Origin of the sequence: Streptomyces phaeofaciens (assembly GCF_014648915.1) — a bacterium.
Classification (GTDB): Bacteria; Actinomycetota; Actinomycetes; order Streptomycetales; family Streptomycetaceae; genus Streptomyces; species Streptomyces phaeofaciens.
In genome coordinates, this window is record NZ_BMSA01000006.1 from 273,804 (window position 1) to 296,891 (window position 23,088).

A 23,088-nucleotide genomic window follows, 5' to 3' on the forward strand; every position below is an offset into this window, starting at 1 on the left:
AGGGCTGTGACGGAGCCGGTCGCCTGTGAAGTGGCCCGGTGTCAGGTCAGCGGCAGGCGGTACAGGCCGCCCGGCAGCGGCTCCACCAGACCGTCGGCGACGAGGCCGTCCAGCGCGCGGGCGCGCTGCACCGGCTCGTGCCACACCCGGTCCAGGGCGCTCTGCGGCACGGGCGCGTGCGCGTCCCGGAGGACGGCCAGCAGCTTGCCCCGGACCTGCCGGTCCGTACCGGCGTACGTCTGCCCGCGGCGCGGCGGACCGTCGTGGTCCGGCTTGCCCGCGAGCCGCCAGGCGCACCGGGCGGCGATCGGGCAGCGCACGCACGTCTCGTTCCTGGCCGTGCACACCAGGGCGCCCAGTTCCATGGAGGCGGCGGCCCAGCGCGCGGCGGTCGTCTCGTCCTCGGGGAGCAGGGCGCGGGCCAGCTTGCGCTCGGCGGCGGTGGTGGCGTTCGGCGGGTACTGCACACCGGTGACGGCGCGCGCGAAGACCCGGCGGACGTTGGTGTCCAGTACCGCGTGCCGCTGCCCGTAGGCGAAGGAGGCGACGGCCGCCGCCGTGTACTCGCCGATACCGGGCAGCGCGAGCAGCTGGGCGTGGTCCGCCGGTACGTCGCCGCCGTGCCGCTCCGTTATGGCCACCGCGGCGCCGTGCAGCCGCAGGGCGCGGCGGGGGTAGCCGAGCCGCCCCCACGCGCGGACGGCCTCACCGGGGGCCTCCGCGGCCAGGTCGGCGGGGCGCGGCCAGCGGGCGAGCCACTGCTCGTAGACCGGCAGGACCCGGCTGACCGGGGTCTGCTGGAGCATGAACTCGCTGACCATCACGCCCCACGCGCCCGCCTCGGGGTGCCGCCAGGGCAGGTCGCGGGCGTTGTCCTCGAACCAGTCGATGACGGGGGAGTGCAGGTCCGCTCCGGCGACGCCGTCGGCGGGGCTGCTGTGCGGGGGCTTCGTGGGCGCAGTCATGGCCCTTCCGATCCTGCCATGCGCGATGGGGCACGTGTGCGTACCGCCACTCGGCCGGGTCCGGCGGGGACCCGCCGCCCCGCGCGCGTGCCGTAGCCATGGCCAGAGCTGCAAGGGGCGCCGCTGCAAATGTCCGGGGGGTGCGCGCCGGCGCGAAGTGGGGCGCACGGGCGCGGAATCCGGAATGATGATCCGGAAAAGTTGTACTCCGGGCGGCGGGTGGGGCCAGCGAACGCGGCGATCTCTCGTACAGTTTGCGCCGTGGGATCTCTGCGCAATCCGATCGGGCCGCTTCCCTCCTCCATCTACTGGCGACGGAGGGTTGTACTGCTGTCTGTGACCGCCTTGTTGGCGCTGCTCATCACCTGGATCGTCACCTCGGGCGGGGGTGGCGGCGACGACGGCGCCAAGGGGTCCAACGGCAAGAATCCCGCGTCCTCGATCACCCCCGGACCGTCCGGGTCGGGGCCCGCCATCAGCCAGGCACCCGGCGGGCGTGACGAGTCGACCGAGGGTGCCACCGGCGGCGGCTCGGGCGCGGACACGGGCGGCACGGGCGGCACGGGCGACGAGGGGGCGGGCTCCGCAGCGGGCGGCGGTGGCACGGACGACGGCGCCAACGGCAGCGGCGACGGCACCGGCAGCGGTTCGGGTACGACCCTGCCGGCCGGGACGACGCTGCCCAACTGCACCGCCAGCGTGGTCACGTTGAGCCTGCGCAGTGTCCGCAACGAGTACTCGCCCGACCAGACGCCCACGTTCCGGCTGACCGCCAAGAACTCCTCGGGCAACGACTGCAAGGTCGATCTCGGCCCGAAGAAGGCGGTGTTGACGATCACTCAGACCGGCAGCGCCGACGACTACTGGTCCTCGGCCGACTGCCCCAAGGCCTCCGGCAGCCTGCTGTACCGCGTACCGGCCGGCGACGCCTTCACGTACACCGTCATGTGGAACCGCAAGCCGAGCGCCGCCGAGTGCGCCACACCTCCGGCGGGGGTGGCCGGCGCCGGCACCTACCTCGTGGAGGCGCAGGCCCCGGGGTTCGCGAAGGCACAGACGTCCTTCGTGCTCAAGGACGACTGAGCCACCCGGGGCAGGGGGCGCCCGGTGGTGCGGCCGGGCGCCATGAGCACGGAGGGCGCGCCGAGAGGGGCGCGCATCGAGAGCCGAGGCGAGGGTCGACCGCCGAGAGCCGACCGTCAAGGGTCGGCCGCCCAGAGTCGGCCGCCCAGAGTCGGCCGCCCAGAGTCGGCCGCCCAGGGTCGACCGCCCAGAGTCGGCCAGCAAGCGTCGACTGCCGAGGGTCGACCGGCCGAGGGCCGACCACCGAGGACTCACCGCCCCTGGCCGCCGGACCTGCCACAGTGCCGGCTAGACGTACCGCTCCAGGATCGAGGACTCCGCCAGCCGCGACAGCCCCTCGCGGACGCTGCGCGCCCGCGCCTCGCCCACGCCGTCCACCGTCTGGAGGTCGTCGACGCTGGCGGCGAGGAGCTTCTGGAGGCCGCCGAAGTGCTCCACCAGGCGGTCGATGATGGCGCCCGGCAGCCTCGGCACCTTCGCCAGGAGGCGGAAGCCGCGCGGGGAGACCGCCGAGTCGAGCGCCTCGGGGGAGCCCGTGTAGCCCAAGGCGCGGGCCACCGTGGACAGTTCGAGCAGCTCGGCGTGGCTGAGCGCGTCCAGCTCGGACAGCGCCTCCTCGACCGTGCGGGAGCGCTTGGCGGTCGGCTCGGGGACGTAGTCCCGGACGACCAGCTCGCGCTCGGGCTCCAGGCCCGCGATCAGCTCGTCGAGCTGAAGGGCGAGCAGACGGCCGTCCGTGCCCAGTTCGACCACGTATTCGGCGATTTCGGTGGCGATGCGGCGGACCATCTCCAGGCGCTGCGCGACCGCGGAGACGTCCCGGACCGTCACCAGGTCCTCGATCTCCAGCGCTGACAACGTTCCCGCGACCTCGTCCAGACGGAGCTTGTAGCGCTCCAGTGTGGCGAGGGCCTGGTTCGCACGGGACAGGATCGCGGCCGAGTCCTCCAGGACGCGGCGTTGTCCGTCGACGTACAGGGCGATCAGGCGCATCGACTGGGAGACCGAGACGACCGGGAAGCCGACCTGCTTGGAGACCCGGTCCGCGGTGCGGTGACGGGTGCCCGTCTCCTCCGTGGGGATCGTCGGGTCCGGGACCAGCTGGACGCCGGCCCGCAGGATCTTGGACAGGTCGGAGGAGACCACGATGCCGCCGTCGAGCTTGCACAGCTCGCGCAGACGCGTGGCCGAGAACTCGACGTCCAGGTCGAAGCCGCCCGTGCACATCGTTTCGACGATCTTGTCGGAGCCCAGCACGATGAGCCCGCCGGTGTTGCCGCGCAGAACCCGCTCGAGGCCGTCGCGCAGGGGTGTGCCCGGAGCCACCGCGCTCAGCGCGGCGCGCATCAGCCCCTCGGCACCGGAACTCCCACCGGACTTTCCGGGAGCTGCCGCCCGGTCGTTGGCTGCCACTGCACTCCTCCGGTCGCAGGTTCTGAGGCGCTCCCGTTTCGCGCACTCGGTTCGTACGGACGGGCGAGACCTGGGCAAAGTCTACCGGCGCTCCTCCGCCTCCCGTGGGGCGTCTCGTCGACGCGAGCGAGGCAGGACCCGCAGGGCGTCCCCCATGTCCGCGACTTCCAGCACCTTCATACCGGCCGGGACCTTGCCGGGGTCGCCCGGTACGAGCGCGTGCGTGAAGCCCAGACGGTGTGCTTCGGCGAGCCTGCGCTGCACGCCCGTGACCCGTCTGACCTCGCCCGCGAGGCCCACTTCGCCGATCGCGACGAGGTTCTTGGGCAGCGGGGTGTCGCTCGCCGCGGAGGCCAGCGCGAGGGCGATCGCCAGGTCCGCCGCGGGCTCGGACAGCTTCACGCCGCCGACCGTCGCCGAGTAGATGTCCCGCTTGCCGAGCGCGCTGATCCGCCCGCGCTGCTCCAGGACGGCCAGCATCATCGAGACCCGGGACGTCTCCAGACCGGAGGTCGTACGGCGCGGGGACGGGATCTGCGAGTCGACGGTGAGCGCCTGCACCTCGGCGACCAGCGGCCGGCGGCCCTCCAAGGTGACCGTCAGGCAGGTGCCCGGGACCGGTTCGTCACGTCTGGTCAGGAAAAGTCCGCTCGGGTCGGCCAGGCCCGTGATGCCCTCGTCGTGCAGCTCGAAGCAGCCGACCTCGTCGGTGGCGCCGTAGCGGTTCTTCACGCCGCGCACGAGACGCAGGCGCGCGTGCCGGTCGCCCTCGAAGGACAGCACGACGTCCACGAGGTGTTCGAGGAGGCGGGGGCCGGCGATCGCGCCGTCCTTGGTGACGTGGCCCACCAGGAGAGTGGACATGCCCCGTTCCTTGGAGGCACGGATCAGGGCGCCGGCGACCTCACGGACCTGGGCCATGCCACCGGGGGCGCCGTCGATCTCCGGGGAGGCCACCGTCTGCACCGAGTCCACGATCAGCAGGGACGGCTTCACCGCGTCCAAATGGCCGAGGACGGCCGCCAGGTCCGTCTCCGCCGCCAGGTACAGGTGGTCGTCGATGGCGCCGATGCGGTCGGCGCGCAGCCGGACCTGGCTCGCCGACTCCTCGCCCGTGACATAGAGGGTGCGGTGCTCGTCGCTCGCCGACTTCGCCGCCACGTCCAGGAGCAGGGTCGACTTGCCGACGCCGGGCTCGCCGGCCAGCAGCACGACCGCGCCGGGGACCAGCCCGCCGCCGAGGACACGGTCCAGCTCGGGCACACCGGTGGGGCGGGCCGTGGCCTGCCGGCCGTCCACCTGGCCGATCGGGACGGCGGAGGTGGTGACGCGACCCGGCGCCGTCGTACGGACCGCGGGCGTGCCGTACTCCTCGACCGTGCCCCACGCCTGGCACTCGGGGCAGCGGCCGAGCCACTTGGCCGTCTGCCAGCCGCATTCCGTGCAGCGGTAGGACGGACGGTCCTTGGTGGTCTTCGTACGGGCAGCCATGCGTCACACCGTAACCGCCGCCACCGACAGCGGGGGGTGCCTGTGGACGAGCGGACCTCCCACAGGGCCTCCCACCTGTGGAAAAGCCGGGAACCCCCGGTGATCCGGCCACACCCCGTCACGAACGGGCCATGGAACCCCCCACCCCTGTCCCCTATTGAGGGATCGTTTCACCCGTACGGATTAAATGGACTCAAGGGACAAGAGGAGTGCGTTCCGTGCCGCCTACGGTCGCACGGGTGATGAGCAGCAGCCCGGAGATTTCGACCCGCACGACCGGCGCACACCGGGCGCACCGGGAGGCGCGCGACCGTGCCGCGGCGCGCACGGTGGCGCAGCGTCCCCCCGCGCGCTACGAGCCGTACCTGGACGGGCTGTTCACCTACTGCCTGTCCGTCCTGTGCGACCACGACGCCGCGACCGCCGCCCTCGGGGACGTCCTCGCCCTCGCCGAGCGGCGCGGCCAGCGCGTCCCGGACGCCGCGGGCGACCGCAGGGCCTGGCTGTACGCGCTGGCCCGCTGGGCGTGCCTGCGCAAGCTGGCCGAGGCCAAGCAGAAACGTCAGAGCACGCACGCGGCCGGCCGCTCCGGCGGCCACCGCCGGCCGGGCGGCCGACGCGCCGAGGCCGCCGTACCGGACGAACTCCAGGAGCGGCGGCGGCGCGAACTCGCCCTGCTCGCGTGGCCGGAGGCCGCCGGCACCACACCGGAACAGCGCGAGGCGCTCGAACTCGCCGTACGCCACCACCTCGCCGCGCACGAGGTCGCCGCCGTCCTCGGCACGGACCACGCGGCGGCCCGCGAGCTGCTCGCCACCGCCGCCTGCGAGGTCGAGCGCACGCGCGCGGCCCTCGCCGTCGTCGAGACCGGCGGCTGTCCCGGCGTCGCCCGGCTCACCGGCGAGCACCAGCTCGTCCTCAGCGCCGCCCTGCGCCGCGAGCTCGTCCGGCACGTCGACGACTGCCCCCGCTGCCGCCGTACCGCCGAGCGAGCCGTCCCCGGCCGCTGGCCCGGCGCCGGTGTCACCCCCGCCGAGCTGCCCGTCCTGGAGGCTCCCCGCGCGGAACTGCACATGGCCCTGACGCACCTCCCGCGCGCGCGGGGCACGGCCGTACCGCGCTACGACCGGCGCGGCTTCCCGATGGACCCCAAGGACCGCGCCGCCCGCCGGGACCGCCTCCGCGCGCGGGCCGTCACGACCACGGTGGTCGCCGCCGTCGTCGCGGCGCCCGTCTTCGCCCTGTGGGCGGCCTACCGGGGTGCCCCGGCCGGCGAGGGTGTCGACGGCCGCGCGACCGGTGTCGGCGAGGCGCAGGACTCCGGCGGCCTCGACAGCGAGGCGGCCGGCGGCTACGAGAACGCCGGGAACGCCAGCACCCGCCCCGGCACCGGCTTCACCGGGGACGACGGCCCGGACGTCTCCGTCGAGGTGGTCAGCGTCACGGGACTCGGCACGAAGAGCGCCGCCCGGCTGAGTGTGACCGCCCGCACCAGCGGCGACACCACACTGATCACCCTGGCCGCCTCCGAGGACGCCGAAGAACCGATCCGCTGGTCCGCCACCACCGGCGCCGCCTGGCTCTACCTGAGCCGCTCCACGGGAACGCTTCGGCCCGGCGAGTCCGTGACGGTCAAGGTCCACGTCGACCAGCTGCGCGAGCCTGCCGGGCACTGGCACGCGCGTGTGGCGATCGCCCCGGCCGGCACGGTCGTGTCCATCGACGGCTACGGCACCGCGCCGGGCCCCGCGGACCCCGGCACCGGCCCCCGCCCCGGCGGCCCCTCCGGCCCGCCCGCGTCCTCGCCCGACCCGGACCCGACCCCCACGGACCCGGCGCCTCCCGAGCCCACGCCCAGCGACCCGCCGCCCTCCCAGGACCCGGAGCCCACCCCCGGCGACCCGTCCCCGACCGACCCGGGCTCCACGCCGCCGACGGACGGCGGCGACCCGAGCCCGGCGACCTCGTAGGCCGCGGGCTGTGCGCGCCGCGGGCCAGGACCGGAGAACACCCGGACCGGGCGATTCAGCGCGCCGGATCCGCCGGATGCGGCGCCAGCAGCGGCAGCTGCGACGCCAGCCGCTCCTCGCACAGCTCGACCAGCCGGTCGTACCCGGCCTTGCCCATCAGCTCGGTCAGCTCGGCCCGGTAGGACACGTACACCGGGTCGCCCGCGCCGTGCGCCGAGGTCGCCGACGTGCACCACCAGTGCAGGTCATGGCCACCAGGACCCCAGCCGCGGCGGTCGTACTCGCCGATCGACACCTGGAGCACGCGCGTGTCGTCGGGCCGGTCGATCCAGTCGAACGTCCGCCGCACCGGAAGCTGCCAGCAGACGTCCGGCTTGGTCTCCAGGGGCTCGCGGCCCTCCTTGAGGGCCAGGATGTGCAGCGAGCAGCCCGCGCCGCCGGCGAAGCCCGGACGGTTCTGGAAGATGCACGAACCGTTGAACGGGCGGGTCTGCCGGGAGCCCTCCTCGTCGACCGAGGTCCAGCCGTCGCGGGTGCCCTCGGCGTGGTGCTGCCAGATGTCCGGCGTGAGGCGCGCTACATGCCCGGCGACGCGCTTCTCGTCGTCCTCGTCGGAGAAGTGGGCACCCAGCGAGCAGCACCCGTCGTCCGCGCGGCCCGCCTGGATTCCCTGGCAGCCGCTGCCGAAGATGCAGTTCCAGCGAGAGGTCAGCCATGTCAGATCGCAGCGGAAGACCTGCTCGTCGTCCGCCGGATCAGGGAACTCCACCCACGCGCGTGCGAAGTCGAGGCCCTTCTCGTCCGCTGCCAGGGCCTGCTTCGCCGTCCCCGGTGACCTCACCGACTGCACCGGCGAGGAACCCTTGGACGATTTGGGGGCCTTGTCGGCCTTCTCTTCCTTCGCCTTTTTCGTCTTTGGCACGCATCCAGGGTAAGTCGCCCACACCCTTGAACGGCACCGTCCCGGCGGGCACACCTGGGACGGAGCACCGCACCGCTGGCAGTAGCGTTCCCTACATGAGACTCGGTGTCCTCGACGTGGGATCGAACACGGTGCATCTGCTGGTCGTCGATGCGCACCCCGGCGCGCGCCCGCTGCCCGCGCACTCGCACAAGGCGGAGCTGCGCCTGGCCCAACTCCTCGACACGGACGGGGCGATCGGCCCCGACGGTGTCGACCGGCTGATCGAGGTCGTCCACGAGGCGCTCCAGGCCGCGGAGGACAAGGGCGTCGAGGATCTTCTGCCGTTCGCGACCTCCGCCGTGCGCGAGGCCACCAACGCCGACGACGTCCTCGCGCGCGTGCAGGCCGAGACCGGCGTCGAGCTCCAGGTCCTCACCGGCGCGGAGGAGGCCCGCCTCACCTTCCTCGCCGCCCGCCGCTGGTTCGGCTGGTCGGCCGGGAAGCTGCTGGTCCTGGACATCGGCGGCGGCTCGCTGGAGATCGCGTACGGCATCGACGAGGAGCCCGACGCGGCCGTGTCGCTGCCGCTGGGCGCGGGCCGCCTCACCGCGGGCTGGCTCCCGGGCGACCCGCCCGACCCCGAGGACATAAGGGCACTGCGCCGGCACGTCCGCGCGCAGATCGCCCGCTCGGTCGGCGAATTCACCCGCTTCGGCGCCCCCGACCACGTCGTCGCCACCTCGAAGACGTTCCGGCAGCTCGCCCGCATCGGCGGTGCCGCCCGTTCCACCGAGGGCGACTACGTCCAGCGCGAGCTCAAGCGGGTGTCCCTGGAGGCCTGGGTGCCGCGGCTGGCCGGCATGACGGCCGCGCAGCGCTCCGAACTGCCGGGCGTCTCCGAGGGCCGCGCGAGCCAGCTCCTCGCCGGCGCCCTGGTGGCCGAGGGCGCGATGGACCTGTTCGGCGTGGAGAACCTGGAGATCTGCCCGTGGGCACTGCGGGAGGGCGTGATCCTGCGGCGGCTCGATCACATGGGGTCGGCGTAGGGACCTGATCGGTCGGATGGGGTCGGCGTAGAGACCCGATCACATGCCACCGGCGCAGAAGGGCCACGAGCCGGACCGGAAGGCCACGAGCCGGACAGGAAGGTCACGAGCCGACCGGAAGGCCACGAGCCGACCGGAAGGTCACGAGCCGGACCGAATGCCACGGGAGCGGGAAACGCAAGGGGTGCGAACGACTGTGCGATCGGCCACAAACCGCCTGCGCCCGCCCGTGGCGCATCCCACAACGGCCAACAGGCGCCCGGTCACACCCATCCGCACCCCGTAACCTGTCCCCCATGGCAGAGCCAGTCGTGCGGATCCCGGATGCGAAGGTCGCCCTGTCGACGGCCTCCGTGTACCCGGAGCCGACGGCGACGGCCTTCGAGATCGCCGCGCGCCTCGGCTACGACGGCGTCGAGGTCATGGTGTGGAACGACCCGGTCAGCCAGGACATAGAGGCGCTGCGCCGGCTGAGCGACCACCACCGGATCCCGATCCTCGCCGTGCACGCCCCCTGCCTGCTCATCACCCAGCGCGTGTGGTCCACCGACCCCTGGGTCAAGCTTCAGCGGGCCCGCGCGGCGGCGGAGAAGCTCGGGGCGACCACGGTCGTCGTCCACCCGCCGTTCCGCTGGCAGCGCCAGTACTCCCGGGACTTCGTCCAGGGCATCTGGCGGATGGCGAACGAGACCGACGTACGGTTCGCTGTCGAGAACATGTACCCGTGGCGCTACCGCGACCGCGAGATGCTCGCGTACGCCCCCGACTGGGACGTGACGAAGGACGACTACCGGCACTTCACGATCGATCTCAGCCACGCGTCGACCGCCCGCACGGACGCGATGCAGATGATCGACCGCATGGGGGACCGGCTCGGCCATGTCCACCTCGCCGACGGAAACGGCTCCGCCAAGGACGAACACCTGGTCCCCGGCCGTGGCGGCCAGCCCTGCGCCGAGGTGCTGGAACGGCTCGCGCTGAGCGGCTTCGACGGCCATGTCGTGATCGAGGTCAACACCCGGCGGGCCATGTCCGGCGCCGAACGCGAGGCCGACCTGGCGGAGGCCCTGGCCTTCACCCGCCTGCACCTGGCATCGGCGGCCGCGAAGGCGCCCCGCACGTGACCGACGCCCACCGGGCCCCCCGGAGCCACGGCCGATCTCCTCGTACGACATCGGCGGACCCGTCGGCACCCGGCCCGACGGCCCCCACCCCCGTCACCCCCGACGAACCCACCCCCGTCACCCCCGCCGCCCCGAGCGACTCCCCCACCGCCCCCGCCCGCCGACGGGGCCGCCCCCCGCGGACCGAGTCGGCCGACACCCGTGACCGGATCCTGGCCGCCGCCCGCGAGCAGTTCTCCGAGCGGGGCTACGACAAGACGTCCGTGCGTGGGATCGCGAAGTCGGCCGGCGTGGACCCGGCGCTCGTGCACCACTACTTCGGCACCAAGGAACAGATCTTCGAGGCGGCCATCGAGGTCGCCTTCGCGCCCACCCTCGACGCGCCGGCCGCGCTCGCGGAGGGCCCGATGGAAGGCCTGGGGGAGCGGCTGGCCCGCTTCTTCTTCGGCGTCTGGGAGAACCCCGCCACCCGTACGCCCCTCCTCGCGATCCTCCGCTCGGCCGTGAACAACGAGACCGCGGCCGCCGTCTTCCGCCGCCTGGTCGCCGCCCAGGTGCTGCGCCGCATCGCCGCCCAGCTCGACCTGCCGGACGCCGAGCTGCGCGCCGAACTGGCGGCCGCGCAGCTGGTCGGCTGCGCGATGCTGCGGTACGTGATCAAGGTCGAGCCGCTGGCGTCGGCCGACGTCGAGCAGCTCGTCGCGCGGGTGGCACCGGTCGTACAGGGACACCTGACCGGCCCCTGAGGCCGGGACATGCGTCCCGCCGAGGCCGAGACATGCGTCCCGCATTCCGGACACCTCGTCCCGTACGCTGGATGACCGGCGTACGCTCAATAACAGCCCTATCTGTCTGAAGGAGCGAGCGACGATGCCCGAGCTGAGGTCCCGCACAGTCACCCACGGTCGCAACATGGCGGGCGCCCGCGCCCTTATGCGCGCCTCCGGTGTACCCGGTGCGGACATCGGCCGGAAGCCGATCATCGCGGTGGCCAACAGCTTCACCGAGTTCGTGCCCGGCCACACCCACCTCCAGCCCGTCGGCCGGATCGTCAGCGAGGCGATCCGTGAGGCCGGCGGCATCCCCCGCGAGTTCAACACGATCGCCGTCGACGACGGCATCGCGATGGGCCACGGCGGCATGCTGTACTCCCTGCCCTCCCGCGACCTGATCGCGGACAGCGTGGAGTACATGGTCGAGGCGCACTGCGCCGACGCCCTGATCTGCATCTCCAACTGCGACAAGATCACCCCGGGCATGCTGAACGCCGCCCTGCGGCTCAACATCCCGACGGTCTTCGTCTCCGGCGGCCCGATGGAGTCCGGCCGCGCCACGCTGGTCGACGGCACGGTCCGCACCCTCGACCTGGTCGACGCGATCTCCGACGCCGTGAACGACAAGATCTCGGACGAGGACATCCTCCGCATCGAGGAGAACGCCTGCCCGACCTGCGGATCCTGTTCCGGCATGTTCACCGCCAACTCGATGAACTGCCTGACCGAGGCCATCGGCCTCTCCCTCCCCGGCAACGGCTCGGTGCTGGCCACCCACACGGCGCGTAAGCAGCTGTACGTCGACGCGGCCCGCACGGTCATGGACATCACCCGGCGCTACTACGAGCAGGACGACGAGACGGTCCTGCCGCGCACCATCGCCAGTTTCGCCGCGTTCGAGAACGCCATGGCGCTGGACATCGCGATGGGCGGCTCGACCAACACGATCCTCCACCTGCTGGCGGCCGCCCAGGAGGCGGGCGTCCCGTTCGGCCTCCACGAGATCGACGCCGTCTCCCGGCGCGTGCCCTGCCTGGCGAAGGTGGCGCCCAACGTCGCCAAGGACCGCACGTACTACATGGAGGACGTGCACCGCGCCGGCGGCATCCCCGCCCTGCTCGGCGAGCTGCACCGCGCGGGCCTGCTCAACGAGGACGTGTACTCGGTCCACAGCCCGTCCCTGGCGGACTGGCTGAAGACCTGGGACGTCCGCGGCGGCTCCCCGTCGGCAAAGGCCGTGGAACTGTGGCACGCCGCCCCGGGCTGCGTCCGCTCCGCCGAGGCCTTCTCCCAGTCCGAGCGCTGGGAGGCGCTGGACGAGGACGCCGCGGGCGGCTGCATCCGCTCCGCCGAGCACGCCTACTCCAAGGACGGCGGCCTCGCGGTCCTGCGCGGCAACCTCGCCGTCGACGGCTGCGTGGTCAAGACGGCCGGCGTGGACGAGTCGATCTGGACCTTCGAGGGCCCGGCGGTCGTCTGCGAGTCGCAGGAGGAGGCCGTCGAGAAGATCCTCAACAAGCAGGTCACCCACGGCGATGTCGTCGTCATCCGCTACGAGGGCCCCAAGGGAGGCCCCGGTATGCAGGAGATGCTCTACCCGACGTCGTTCCTGAAGGGCCGCGGCCTCGGCAAGACCTGCGCCCTGATCACCGACGGCCGCTTCTCCGGCGGCACGTCCGGTCTGTCGATCGGCCACGCCTCTCCCGAGGCGGCGTCCGGCGGCACGATCGCCCTCGTCCGGGACGGCGACCGCATCCGCATCGACATCCCGAACCGCTCGATCGAGCTGCTCGTCGACGACGCGGAACTCACGCGCCGTGAGCAGTCGTTGAACGGTGTGTACGCCCCGGCGAACCGCGAGCGGAAGGTCTCCGCCGCCCTGCGCGCCTACGCCGCGATGGCGACGAGCGCGGACAAGGGCGCGGTGCGGGACGTGTCCAAGCTGGGCTGAGCCACGGCGCGGGCCGCCTCTCCCTCAGGGAGGGGCGGCCCTTCGCATGTTGAGGGAAGGGCGGTCCTTCGCATGCTCAGGGGGGGGCGGCCCTTCGCATGTTCAGGGAAGGTCGGCCCCTCCCATGCCCGCCGCCCGCGGAGCCATCCCTGCTACCAGGCCGCGGGATCCCGCCCGTCCACGGCGAACACCGTGCCGTCGGGAGCACCCGCGTACACCCGGCCGTCGACCGCCCCGGGCGCCGGCAGGGCCGAGACGACCTCGCCCGCGTTCGCGCCGAGCCGCAGCGCCGTCTGCCCGACGAGCTTCCCCGCGTCGGTGTCCACGGCGAGGAGACGGCCGTCCGCGGCACTGAAGTACACGTGCTCGCCGTCGGCGACCGGCACCGAACCCCGGCTCACAGCCGTCTGGAGCGACCACAGCCGCTTCCCCCCGACCGTGTCCACCGCCACCAGCGCCCCGTCGAAGGCCAGCAGATAGACCCGGTCGCCGTGCACGGCCGCCCGCGCCTGCTGGAGCGGGACGTTCAGCGTCACCCGCAGCACGTCCCCGCTCTCCGGGTAGTAGCGGACCACGGCGCCGACCTTGCCGTACTCCCCGCCCTCCGCCAGCAGGACGAGGCTGTCGTCCGTGGTGCCCACGAGCGTCAGCGTGCCGTCGAGCGACTTCTCCCAGCGCACGTCCCCCGTGGCGGGGTCCACGGCCGTGAGCCCGGTGCGCCCGTCGTCCGTCGCGGTCGTCACGTACGCCAGCGGGTCCTTGGGGAACGACACGAAGTACGGCCGGCTCTGTCCCGGGATCCGCCGGTCCCACACGGTCCGCCCGGACGCGGCGTCCACGCCGGTCACCGTGCCGTCGGCCGCGGTCAGCAGCAGCGTGCCGCCGGCGCTCTCGACACCCGCGTACGCCGACACGTCCCGTGTCCAGCGCACCGCGCCCGACGCCGGGTCGAGGGCCTCGACCCGCTTGCCGGAGTGGGTGAGCACCAGCGCAAGCCCGCCCGCGAGCATCGGCGCCCGGCGGGGTCGGTCGCCCTTGGCGAGGGTGTGCCGCCACGCCACCCGCCCGTCGGACGCGTCGAGCGCGGACACCAGCCCCGACTGCGCGCAGAGCAGCCGCCGCACGTCGTACGCGCACTGCGGCATGCCGCCGTCGTCACCGCCGCCCGCCGACTCTGTGGCCGGTGTGGCCGGTGTGGCCGTCCAGCCGGCGAAGGCGGCCGACGCCGAGCGCGACCCGCCCGCCGTGCCCCGCGTGTTCCCGTCCGTTCCGCCGTCCCCGCCGAGCGCCAGCGCGGAGGCGAGCGCTCCGCCCGAGACGACGACGGCCACGGCGCCGAGGACCAGCCCGATACGGCGGCGCCGGTTCGGAGGTCTCGGGGCCGTGGGCGATGCCGCGGACGGCCCGCCGTCGCCGGACCCGGACCTGCACCCGGACCCGGCCTCGGTCCCCGCCTCGGCCTCGGCCGCGTCCGGCTGCGGCTCGTCCGCCGCCCGCTGCGACGGTATGAAGGCCTGGGTGTCGTACGAGGCGGCCACCGAGCGCAGTTCCCGCATCAGCTCGTCCGGCGTCGGCCGGTCCTCGGGCTCCTTGGCGAGGCAGCGGCGCACCAGCGGCGCGAGGTTCTCCGGTACGCCCGTCAGGTCCGGCTCGTCGTGCACGACCTGGTAGGCGACGACATAGGGGCTGTCGGAATCGAACGGCCCACGCCCCGTGGCCGCGTGCACCATCACCGAGCCCAGCGCGAAGATGTCGGCGGCGGGCCCGACCTCCCGGGGCCGCCGGAACTGCTCGGGCGCCATGAACGGCGGCGTCCCGATCAACTTGCCTGTCTCGGTCCGCAGTTCGCTGTCCTTCGGCCGCGAGATACCGAAGTCGATCACCTTCGGGCCGTCTTCGGCGAGCAGGACGTTGCTCGGCTTCAGATCCCGGTGTACGACCCCGACGCGGTGGATGTCGCGCAGCGCCTCGGCGAGTCCGGCCATCAGCCGCCGCAACTCACCTGTGTTCATCGGCCCGTTCCGCTTCACCTGTTCGGCGAGCGTCGGGCCGGGGATGAACAGCGTGGCCATCCAGGGCCGTTCGGCCTCCGGGTCGGCGTCGACGACCGGCGCGGTGAAGGCGCCGCTGACCTTCCGGGCGGCCCCCACCTCCTGCCGGAAACGCCCCCTGAACTCGGGATCCCTCGCGAACTCCGCGTGGACGACCTTCACCGCGACCTTCATCCCGGAGGTGCTCCGGGCAAGGTGAACCACGCCCATGCCACCGGAGCCGAGACCCGACTCCAGCCGATAGTGACCGGCGTACTCCGGAAGTTCCGCTTCCGCGCCCGCTCCGGTGTTGCGCTGTGGCGTCATGGACCACCCCCGTGCTGTTCTTCCGCGCGCGCGACGCACGGAGCCTAGTCGATGACTCGAACGGGACAGAGGCGGCTTGCTAGCCTCCGTGTGCGAATCCTGTACATGTGTTTCAGGACGGGTTTTAAGGGAATCAACGTGGCCTCATGGCACTCATGAGGTCCAACGGGGGAGGTTTTCCATGTCTGTCGACCGTGTGGAAGAGGCCGAGAACATCGGTGCGGCGGAGGCCGTCGCGACGGCCGGACTGACGTACTACCCGGTCGCCCCGGGCGTCCGGCTGAACGTGCGCAGCGGCCCCGGCACCAGCTACCCGATCGTCAAGGTCCTGCCCGAGGGCACCAAGGTCCCGATCTTCTGCCAGTCGCCCGGCACGACGATCAGCGGCCCGTACGGCACCACGAACATCTGGGACAACATCGCCGACAGCCAGTTCGTCTCCGACGCGTACGTCAGGACCGGCAGCGACGGCTACATCGCCGCACGCTGCGCCTGACGGCTGGGTCGCTCGGCGTCGGGCGTGACGGCTGGGTCGTTCGGCGTCGGGCGTGACGGCTGCTGCATTGCCCGTCCCGCCCGCCCCACGCCCGAGCACGGAGCGCCCCACCCGGGAGCCCGCCCCCGACCGGAGCCATAATCGTCCCGTGAGCGACGAAATCGGCACCCCGGACACCTCGGCGGGCTCCCCGGACATCCCCGCGGGCACCCCGGCCGGCCAGGCGGACCCCACCGGCCCCCGCCCCGAGCCCCTGCGCTTCTTCGGCACGACCTGGGTGAACCACGACCAGGGCTACGCCGTCCGTCGCGCCGGCGCGACCATCGGCGCGCTCCTCGCCACGACCGCCTCCTGCCTCGTTCTGCGCTTCGCCTACGAGGGCCTGGCCATCGCCGACATCGGCGGCTTCGTGAACCTGCTGGTCGTCGTGATGTTCGCGATCTGCAGCGCCCTCGCCTTCCGCAACACCTGGGAGAGCTTCACCAAGCGCCCCGACCCCGACCGCCAGGCCTCTCTCCGGGGCCTCCTGGCCATCGGCTTCGTCGGCTCGCTCGTCGCCTACTTCTTCCGCTCCCTCGCCGAGGCGCCCGGCGAGAAACTCCACCGGGCCGAGTACGAGACGGCCCGGGAGCAGCACGCGAAGCGCACCACCCGCCGCACGGGCAACCCCGCGAAGAAGCGCCGCCGTACCTGACCCGGCCGGGAACGCCCACGAAACCCCGTTCCCCTCCGCACCCCCACGGGTCACGATGACTTCATGACGGCCCCTTCCCACCCCACGCCGGCCCACGCCGCCACCCGCGCCCATTCCTTCAACGCCGCCGCCGCCCAGTACGCCGCCAACCGCCCCTCCTACCCGCCCGCCCTCCTCGACACGATCGAGGAACTGTCCGGCCGCCCCCTCGCCGGTGCGCGGGTCGCGGACATCGGGGCCGGCACGGGCATCGCGACCGCTCTCCTGCACACCCGTGGCGCGCACGTCGTCGCCGTCGAGCCCGGGGACGGCATGACGGCGCAGTTCCGCCGGGCCCTCCCGGACGTGCCCGTCGTCCGGGGCGACGGCAACCGCCTCCCGCTGGCCACCGCCTCCCTCGACCTCCTCACCTACGCCCAGTCCTGGCACTGGACCGACCCCGCCCGCTCGGTCCCGGAAGCCCTGCGCGTCCTGCGGCCGGGCGGCGCGCTGGCGCTGTGGTGGAACACCGGCGCGCTCGACGTGCCGTGGATCGAGGCCCAGGCGAACCGCATCGAACGCCACTTCGGCATCGACCCGCTGGTGAGGAAGAACGGCGACGCCACCCACATCGCCCTCGCCGACCCGACCGGCAGCCTCGCCTTCACCCGCCGCCGGATCCGCTGGAGCCGCCGCGTCCCCGTCGACCTCCACCTCGCCAACATAGGCAGCCACTCGGGCTTCCTGGTCCAGGGCGAACAGCGAGCGACCGCCTTCCTCACCGAGGAGCGCCGCCACCTCCTCGCCGCTTTCCCCGACGGCACGATCGAGGAGACCTACGACGTGGAACTGCTGGTCGCGACCTCCCCCTGAGGCTCCTCCGGCAGCTCCGCCCGCCGTTCTCGCGCCGCGGCCCACCCTTCGAGGGCCGCCGCGCAGGCGTGATCCGCATGCCGCAGCCCGGCCAGCTCCAGCCGCACCTTCCGGTCGTACGGCAGCGCGTCCAACGCGTCCAGCAGCTTCGGCAGCCGCAGGAACGTCGCATGACCGACCACCCGCACGACGATCCCGTCGTCCCCCCGGTCCTCCGTCTCCACGTGGACGTGGCTGATCTCCCACGCCGTCTTCGCGACGGCCAGCGCCAGCCCGACCAGCACCCCCTCGAACAGGTTCCCCACCACGATCGCCACCGCCGTGACGCCGAGGACCAGGACCTCCCCGCGGTGCGCGCGCCACAGCGTCCGTACCTCGCGCACCGGCACGAGCCTGCACCCGGCGTGCACCAGCAGCCCTGCCAGCGCCGCGACCGGGACGGCTCCGAGCACCCCGGGCAGGAAGGCCGCGAACAGCAGCAGCCACACCCCGTGCAGTACCCGTGAAGCTCTGGTCCGCGCCACCGCCCGCACTCCCCGCGACGGGGCGCGCCCAGCCGCGCTCCGCAGGATGAGCGACGTCATCGGCAGCGCGCCCAGTACCCCGCACACCGCGTTCCCCGCGCCCTGCGCCATCAGCTCCCGGTCGTGTTCCGTCCGCCGTCCGTCGCGCGGCCGGTCCACCGCCGCCGCGCCGAACAACGACTCCGCCGACGCGATCAGCGCGAACGCCACGACCGTCCCGATCACCCCCACTTCCGTCAGCCGGCCGAAGTCCGCCGCCTCCGGCACCCGTACGGCATCCCACAGCCCCTGCACCTGGACCCGCCGCACCTCCAGGTCGAACGCCCAGGTCACCCCCGCCGCCAGTGCGATCGCCGGCACCGCCGCCGGCACCAGCCGCGCCCCGCGCCGCCACCGGCCCCACAGCAGCAGCACCACCATGGTGGCACCGCCCACCGACAACGCCACCGGATCCGCCCGCCCGGGCAGCGACACCAGCCCGGCGAGCCTCCCGGGCCCGCTCCCCGGCGCGGTCGCGTCCCCGAGGGCGTACACCTGCCCGGCGACCAGCACCAGCCCGATCCCGGCGAGCATCCCCTGCGCGACGGCCACGGACACCGCCCGGAACCACCGCCCGAGCCGCAGCGCCCCGAGCGCGAACTGCACCAGCCCGGCGCCGAGCACGAGCACACCGAGGGTGCGCAGGCCGTACGCCTGCACGGCCTCGCACACCAGCAGGGTCAGTCCCACCGCCGGACCGCTCACCCGGAGGCTGCCGCCGGGCAGCAGCCCGGCGACCAGCCCGCCGACGATCCCGGTGACCAGCCCCAGCTCGGCGGGCACGCCGGAAGCCACGGCGACACCCGCACACAGGGGCACCGCCACGAGGAATCCAAAAAAGACGAGGAGGGAAGAGAGGAGATCGGCTTTGTGGACACCAGGACACGTCACGGAGCACCTCCGGCAGGGAACGGGAGATGCGTGGGCGCGCCGCGCCGGGGGAGGGCGCGGCGACGGACTGCGCGGCAGCAGCCGTGGACCTCACCGCGCATGAATTCCATTGTCAGTTGAAACGACCGATTCCGCATCGGGTTCCGGTGCTCAGTACGTGAACACGGAGTCGAAGGAACCGGATCCTCCGCTTCCAATCCCACCGCCGCGCGCCTGCGCCGCCGCACGCACCCCGGCCGGCCGCCCCGCCCGGCGCCCCGACCGCGGCGCTTGACGGGGCATGGCCCCGAGAGCATTATTCATCGCGTGATGAATTTTAAGAACGGGCCCTCCGAGCCACCCGACAGCCGGCCCGCCCCGTCCGGGGGCGAGCCCGTGCCCCCCGCCATCGACGCCCGGCACCTCACCGTCGTCCGCGGCCCCCGCACCGTCCTGCGCGCCCTCGACTTCACCGTCCCGCGCGGCCAGATCACCGGCCTGCTCGGCCCCTCCGGCTGCGGCAAGTCCACGCTGATGCGCGCGATCGTCGGCACCCAGGACAAGGTCACCGGCACGCTCGACGTCCTCGGCCGCCCCGCCGGCCACTCCTCCCTGCGCACCCGCATCGGCTACGTCACCCAGGCGCCCTCCGTCTACGACGACCTGACCGTCCGCCAGAACCTCGACTACTTCGCCGCGATCCTCGACCCCGGCCGCGCCGCGACCGACCGACGCCACGAGAACGTCACCCGGGCCATCTCCGACGTCGACCTCACCACCCACGCCGACGCCCTCGCCGGAAACCTCTCCGGCGGCCAGCGCAACCGCGTCTCCCTCGCCGTCGCGCTCCTCGGCACCCCGGAACTCCTCGTCCTCGACGAACCCACCGTCGGCCTCGACCCCGTACTCCGCCGCGACCTGTGGCAGCTCTTCGACGACATCGCCGCCTCCCGCGGCGCCACCCTCCTCGTCTCCTCCCACGTCATGGACGAGGCCGAGCGCTGCCACCGCCTGCTCCTGATGCGCGACGGCGAGATCCTCGCCGACGACACCCCGGCCGCCCTCCGCGAACGCACCCACTCCGACACCGTCGAGACGGCCTTCCTCCACCTGGTCGACGAGGCCGCCGAGGCCGCCCGCGCGAAGGAGACGACCCGATGACCACCTCAGCCCCCGCCGCCCCCACCGGCGCCCTCAACCTCTCCCGCACCACCGCCACCGCCGCCCGCGTCCTGCGCCAGCTGCGCCACGACCCCCGCACCATCGCGCTGATGATCCTCATCCCCTGCGTGATGCTCTTCCTGCTGCGCTACGTCTTCGACGGCAGCCCGCGCACCTTCGACAACATCGGCGCGTCCCTGCTCGGGATCTTCCCGCTGATCACGATGTTCCTGGTCACCTCCATCGCCACCCTGCGCGAACGCACCTCCGGCACCCTCGAACGCCTCCTCGCCATGCCCCTGGGCAAGGGCGACCTCATCGCCGGCTACGCCCTCGCCTTCGGCACCCTCGCGATCATCCAGTCCGCCCTCGCCACGGGCCTCGCGGTCTGGGCCCTGGACCTCGACGTCACCGGCAGCCCCTGGCTCCTCCTCCTGGTCGCCCTCCTCGACGCCCTGCTCGGCACCGCCCTCGGCCTCTTCGTCTCGGCCTTCGCGTCCTCCGAGTTCCAGGCGGTCCAGTTCATGCCGGCCGTGATCTTCCCCCAGCTCCTCCTCTGCGGCCTCTTCACCCCGCGCGACGCCATGCACCCCGCCCTCGAAGCCGTCTCCGACGTCCTCCCCATGTCCTATGCCGTCGACGGCATGAACGAGGTCCTCCACCACACGGACATGACGACGACCTTCGTACGGGACGTCCTCATCGTCGGCGGCTGCGCGCTGCTGGTCCTAGGCCTGGGCGCGGCGACCCTGCGACGCAGGACGCAGTAGTCCGGACACCACCCCCGGGCGCCCCCCGAGACCGACGTCCCGCCCACCGGACAGCCACCCCCCACCCGCCCGCACCGGTGCGAGGATGAACCCGGACGACGCAACCCCCGGAGGGCCCCGCATCATGACCCAGAAAGTCGCAGTCCTCGGCACCGGCAAGATCGGCGAAGCCCTGCTCAGCGGAATGATCCGAGGCGGCTGGCCCCCGGCCGACCTCCTCGTCACCGCCCGCCGCCCGGAACGGGCCGAAGAACTCCACGCGCGCTACGGAGTCACCCCGGTCACCAACGCCGAGGCCGCCAAGACCGCCGACACCCTGATCCTCACGGTCAAACCGCAGGACATGGGCACGCTCCTCGCCGAACTCGCCGACCACGTCCCCGCCGACCGCCTGGTCATCAGCGGAGCCGCCGGCATCACCACCTCCTTCTTCGAGGAGCGCCTGGCGCCCGGCACGCCCGTCGTCCGCGTCATGACGAACACCCCCGCCCTCGTCGACGAGGCGATGTCCGTCATCTCCGCCGGCACCCATGCCACCGCCGACCACCTCGCCCACGCCGAGGAGATCTTCGGTGCCGTCGGCAAGACCCTCCGCGTGCCCGAGTCCCAGCAGGACGCCTGCACCGCACTCTCCGGCTCCGGCCCGGCGTACTTCTTCTACCTGGTCGAGGCCATGACCGACGCCGGCATTCTGCTCGGCCTGCCCCGCGACAAGGCCCACGACCTCATCGTCCAGTCCGCGATCGGCGCCGCGACGATGCTCCGCGACAGCGGCGAGCACCCCGTCAAACTCCGCGAGAACGTCACCTCCCCCGCCGGCACCACCATCAACGCCATCCGCGAACTCGAGAACCACGGCGTACGGGCCGCCCTCATCGCCGCCCTCGAAGCCGCCCGCGACCGCAGCCGCGAACTGGCCTCCGGCAACAACAGCTGACCCGCTCCAGGGGGCGGCGGACCACACGGCCGCGGCCACGATCTCCTTCGCGACCACCACCCGCGCGAAGCCGCCCCCGCACAGCGACCCCGCTACCGAGCCACGTTCAGCACCTCGCGCGACCCGCCCGACACGGCCGGCACCGCCCCCGAGGCCGCACCTGAGGCCACCTCGGTCACCGGTGGCAGCAGCCCGATCGCCCGATAGGCGGTATCCACGATCGGACGCGCCATTCCCCGAGCCTTCTCCGCACCAACCCGCAGCACCCCCTCCACATACGCGGGATCCGCGCACAGCTCCCGGTGCCTGGCCTGCACCGGCTTCAGAATGTCGACCACGGCGTCCGCCGTGTCCTTCTTCAAAGCGCCGTACGAGTCGTAAACGGCCGCCAGATCCTCCGGGTTCCCGCCCGTGCACGCGGCGAGGATCTCCAGCAGGTTCGCCACCCCCGGTCGCTCCGCCCTGTCGTACACGACCCCCTGCCCGCTGTCGGTGACGGCCCGCATCACCTTCTTGCGCACCACGTCCGGCTCATCGAGCAGATAGACGATCCCCGGCCCGGAGTCGTCGCTCTTCCCCATCTTCGAGCCGGGTTCCTGCAGATTCATCACCCGCGCCGCCACCACCGGATGCGTGGCCCTCGGCACCACGAACGTGTGCCCGTAGCGCTGGTTGAACCGCACCGCCAGATCCCGGGTCAGCTCGACATGCTGCCTCTGGTCGTCCCCCACCGGCACCTCGTCGGTCCCGTACGCCAGGATGTCCGCCGCCATCAGCACCGGATACGTCAGCAGCGACAGCCGCACACTCCCCCCGCGCTCCCGCTCCCGCGCGGCCTTCTCCTTGTACTGGACCATGCGCCGCATCTCCCCGTCGGTGGCCACGCACTCCAGCACGTACGACAGCCGCGCGTGCTCGTCCACGTGACTCTGTACGAATACGGTGCACAGCTCGGGATCCAGCCCCGCAGCCAGCAACAACGTCGCCGCCTGCCGACTCAGCCGGCGCACCCGCGCCGGATCGTGCTCCACGGTCAGGGCGTGCAGATCGACGACGCAGAACACCGCGTCGGCCTGATGCTGGTCGACCTCGACCCACCGCCGCATGGCCCCCAGGTAGTTCCCCAGGGTCAGATTCCCGGTCGGCTTGATCCCGCTGAAAACCCGTGCCATCTCCACTCCACCTCCTGGTCGAGGCCGCCGTCCCGGCCGGCCGACCCTCAGGAGTCCTGGAGGGAGAAACAAGAACGGCCGCCGAGGCGGCGGCCGTTGAACGCATACGTCAGCACGGCCGCCTCAGGCGGCCCACCACAGCTGGGTGCACGTGCGCGTACGCGTAGTCATGGGCCCACAGTACGCCTCCGGGGTGCCCTGGGAGCGAGGGTTGACACACCCCCTGGGCATACGTAGTGTTCTCCGAGTTGTCCGACGTGAGCGCCGACTCCGGTCGGTCCCCGGACAGCCATTCCGCAAGTACCAACCACTCTCGACGAGCAGTCTTTTCGTCTGCCGTCGTGTCATTGGCGTGCGTATTCGCGAAATGAGGAATCCGCGTTCGAAAGGACGCAGCCCCCGATTGGCTTCGGGGGCCAGGAATCCGCTAAAGTCTCACTCGTCGGAACGGCCCAACAGCCGGGAAGACAACCCCCTCTGACTGGGAATCAGACGC

Annotated in this window: 19 protein-coding genes; 12 read left to right on the forward strand and 7 right to left on the reverse strand. The window is 72.7% G+C overall.

Annotated elements, in window-relative coordinates; genetic code table 11:
* Positions 1 to 41 precede the first annotated feature (41 nt).
* A complete protein-coding gene (locus tag IE275_RS14325; protein ID WP_189711555.1) occupies positions 42 to 965 on the reverse strand; it encodes an HhH-GPD family protein in 924 nt (307 codons plus the stop codon).
* A 261-nt stretch (positions 966 to 1,226) separates the two neighbouring features.
* Between IE275_RS14325 and IE275_RS14330 the strand changes: the two genes are divergently transcribed.
* Positions 1,227 to 2,048: a hypothetical protein gene (locus IE275_RS14330; protein WP_189711557.1), complete on the forward strand. Its 822-nt coding sequence runs from the start codon at positions 1,227 to 1,229 to the stop codon at positions 2,046 to 2,048.
* A gap of 288 nt (positions 2,049 to 2,336) precedes the next feature.
* Here the strand turns inward: IE275_RS14330 and disA are convergent, their stop codons facing one another.
* Together disA and radA are read right to left on the reverse strand one after the other, a co-directional pair.
* On the reverse strand, positions 2,337 to 3,461 hold the full coding sequence (gene disA / locus IE275_RS14335; protein WP_189711558.1) for a DNA integrity scanning diadenylate cyclase DisA: 1,125 nt from the start codon (positions 3,459 to 3,461) through the stop codon (positions 2,337 to 2,339).
* Positions 3,462 to 3,542: 81 nt separating this feature from the next.
* The gene (gene radA / locus IE275_RS14340; RefSeq protein ID WP_189711560.1) at positions 3,543 to 4,952 is read right to left on the reverse strand and encodes a DNA repair protein RadA; all 1,410 of its coding nucleotides are present in this window, start codon (positions 4,950 to 4,952) and stop codon (positions 3,543 to 3,545) included.
* A gap of 239 nt (positions 4,953 to 5,191) precedes the next feature.
* Between radA and IE275_RS14345 the strand changes: the two genes are divergently transcribed.
* Positions 5,192 to 6,922 carry an RNA polymerase sigma factor gene (locus tag IE275_RS14345; RefSeq protein WP_189711562.1) on the forward strand — a complete coding sequence of 577 codons (1,731 nt, stop codon included), beginning with the start codon at positions 5,192 to 5,194 and terminating at the stop codon, positions 6,920 to 6,922.
* 55 nt (positions 6,923 to 6,977) lie between these two features.
* Here the strand turns inward: IE275_RS14345 and IE275_RS14350 are convergent, their stop codons facing one another.
* On the reverse strand, positions 6,978 to 7,772 hold the full coding sequence (locus IE275_RS14350; protein ID WP_373299220.1) for a DUF3109 family protein: 795 nt from the start codon (positions 7,770 to 7,772) through the stop codon (positions 6,978 to 6,980).
* Positions 7,773 to 7,939: 167 nt separating this feature from the next.
* On the opposite strand from IE275_RS14350, the gene IE275_RS14355 reads away from it, so the two are divergent.
* The 4 genes from IE275_RS14355 to ilvD all read left to right on the forward strand — a co-directional run bounded on the left by IE275_RS14355 (position 7,940) and on the right by ilvD (position 12,720).
* On the forward strand, positions 7,940 to 8,872 hold the full coding sequence (locus IE275_RS14355) for a Ppx/GppA family phosphatase (protein WP_189711566.1): 933 nt from the start codon (positions 7,940 to 7,942) through the stop codon (positions 8,870 to 8,872).
* A 296-nt stretch (positions 8,873 to 9,168) separates the two neighbouring features.
* Positions 9,169 to 9,996 (forward strand): sugar phosphate isomerase/epimerase family protein, encoded by an 828-nt coding sequence (locus tag IE275_RS14360; RefSeq protein WP_189711568.1) that lies wholly within the window; start codon positions 9,169 to 9,171, stop codon positions 9,994 to 9,996.
* A complete protein-coding gene (locus IE275_RS14365) occupies positions 9,993 to 10,742 on the forward strand; it encodes a TetR/AcrR family transcriptional regulator (protein WP_189711570.1) in 750 nt (249 codons plus the stop codon). The genes IE275_RS14360 and IE275_RS14365 overlap by 4 nt, the downstream gene beginning before the upstream one ends.
* Before the next feature lie 124 nt (positions 10,743 to 10,866).
* Positions 10,867 to 12,720, forward strand: coding sequence for a dihydroxy-acid dehydratase (gene ilvD, locus IE275_RS14370; RefSeq protein ID WP_189711572.1), 1,854 nt, complete (start codon positions 10,867 to 10,869; stop codon positions 12,718 to 12,720).
* 152 nt (positions 12,721 to 12,872) lie between these two features.
* On the opposite strand, the gene IE275_RS14375 is transcribed toward ilvD, so the two are convergent.
* Complete coding sequence (locus IE275_RS14375) at positions 12,873 to 15,077, reverse strand: serine/threonine-protein kinase (RefSeq protein ID WP_189711573.1); 2,205 nt, start codon at positions 15,075 to 15,077, stop codon at positions 12,873 to 12,875.
* Between the two features lie 181 nt (positions 15,078 to 15,258).
* Here IE275_RS14375 and IE275_RS14380 point away from each other — a divergent pair, with 181 nt between their 5' ends.
* From IE275_RS14380 to IE275_RS14390, 3 genes are all read left to right on the forward strand, one after another.
* Positions 15,259 to 15,573, forward strand: coding sequence for an SH3 domain-containing protein (locus IE275_RS14380; RefSeq protein ID WP_189711574.1), 315 nt, complete (start codon positions 15,259 to 15,261; stop codon positions 15,571 to 15,573).
* Positions 15,574 to 15,721: 148 nt separating this feature from the next.
* Positions 15,722 to 16,267, forward strand: coding sequence for an EamA/RhaT family transporter (locus tag IE275_RS14385; protein WP_189711575.1), 546 nt, complete (start codon positions 15,722 to 15,724; stop codon positions 16,265 to 16,267).
* Between the two features lie 63 nt (positions 16,268 to 16,330).
* Positions 16,331 to 17,119, forward strand: coding sequence for a class I SAM-dependent methyltransferase (locus IE275_RS14390; protein ID WP_189711576.1), 789 nt, complete (start codon positions 16,331 to 16,333; stop codon positions 17,117 to 17,119).
* Here IE275_RS14390 and IE275_RS14395 read toward each other — a convergent pair.
* Entirely contained in the window at positions 17,083 to 18,573 is a 1,491-nt protein-coding gene (locus tag IE275_RS14395) for a SulP family inorganic anion transporter (RefSeq protein ID WP_189711577.1), read from the reverse strand. The genes IE275_RS14390 and IE275_RS14395 overlap by 37 nt on opposite strands.
* Positions 18,574 to 18,882: 309 nt before the next feature.
* Between IE275_RS14395 and IE275_RS14400 the strand changes: the two genes are divergently transcribed.
* The 3 genes from IE275_RS14400 to proC all read left to right on the forward strand — a co-directional run bounded on the left by IE275_RS14400 (position 18,883) and on the right by proC (position 21,420).
* Positions 18,883 to 19,713, forward strand: a complete 831-nt coding sequence (locus IE275_RS14400; protein ID WP_189711607.1) for an ABC transporter ATP-binding protein — start codon at positions 18,883 to 18,885, stop codon at positions 19,711 to 19,713.
* Positions 19,710 to 20,483: an ABC transporter permease gene (locus IE275_RS14405; protein ID WP_189711578.1), complete on the forward strand. Its 774-nt coding sequence runs from the start codon at positions 19,710 to 19,712 to the stop codon at positions 20,481 to 20,483. Before IE275_RS14400 ends, IE275_RS14405 begins: the two co-directional genes overlap by 4 nt.
* Positions 20,484 to 20,607: 124 nt before the next feature.
* Positions 20,608 to 21,420: a pyrroline-5-carboxylate reductase gene (proC, locus tag IE275_RS14410; protein WP_189711579.1), complete on the forward strand. Its 813-nt coding sequence runs from the start codon at positions 20,608 to 20,610 to the stop codon at positions 21,418 to 21,420.
* Positions 21,421 to 21,512: 92 nt separating this feature from the next.
* Here proC and trpS read toward each other — a convergent pair whose 3' ends face one another.
* Positions 21,513 to 22,592, reverse strand: a complete 1,080-nt coding sequence (gene trpS / locus IE275_RS14415) for a tryptophan--tRNA ligase (RefSeq protein WP_189711609.1) — start codon at positions 22,590 to 22,592, stop codon at positions 21,513 to 21,515.
* Between the last annotated feature and the right edge of the window lie 496 nt (positions 22,593 to 23,088).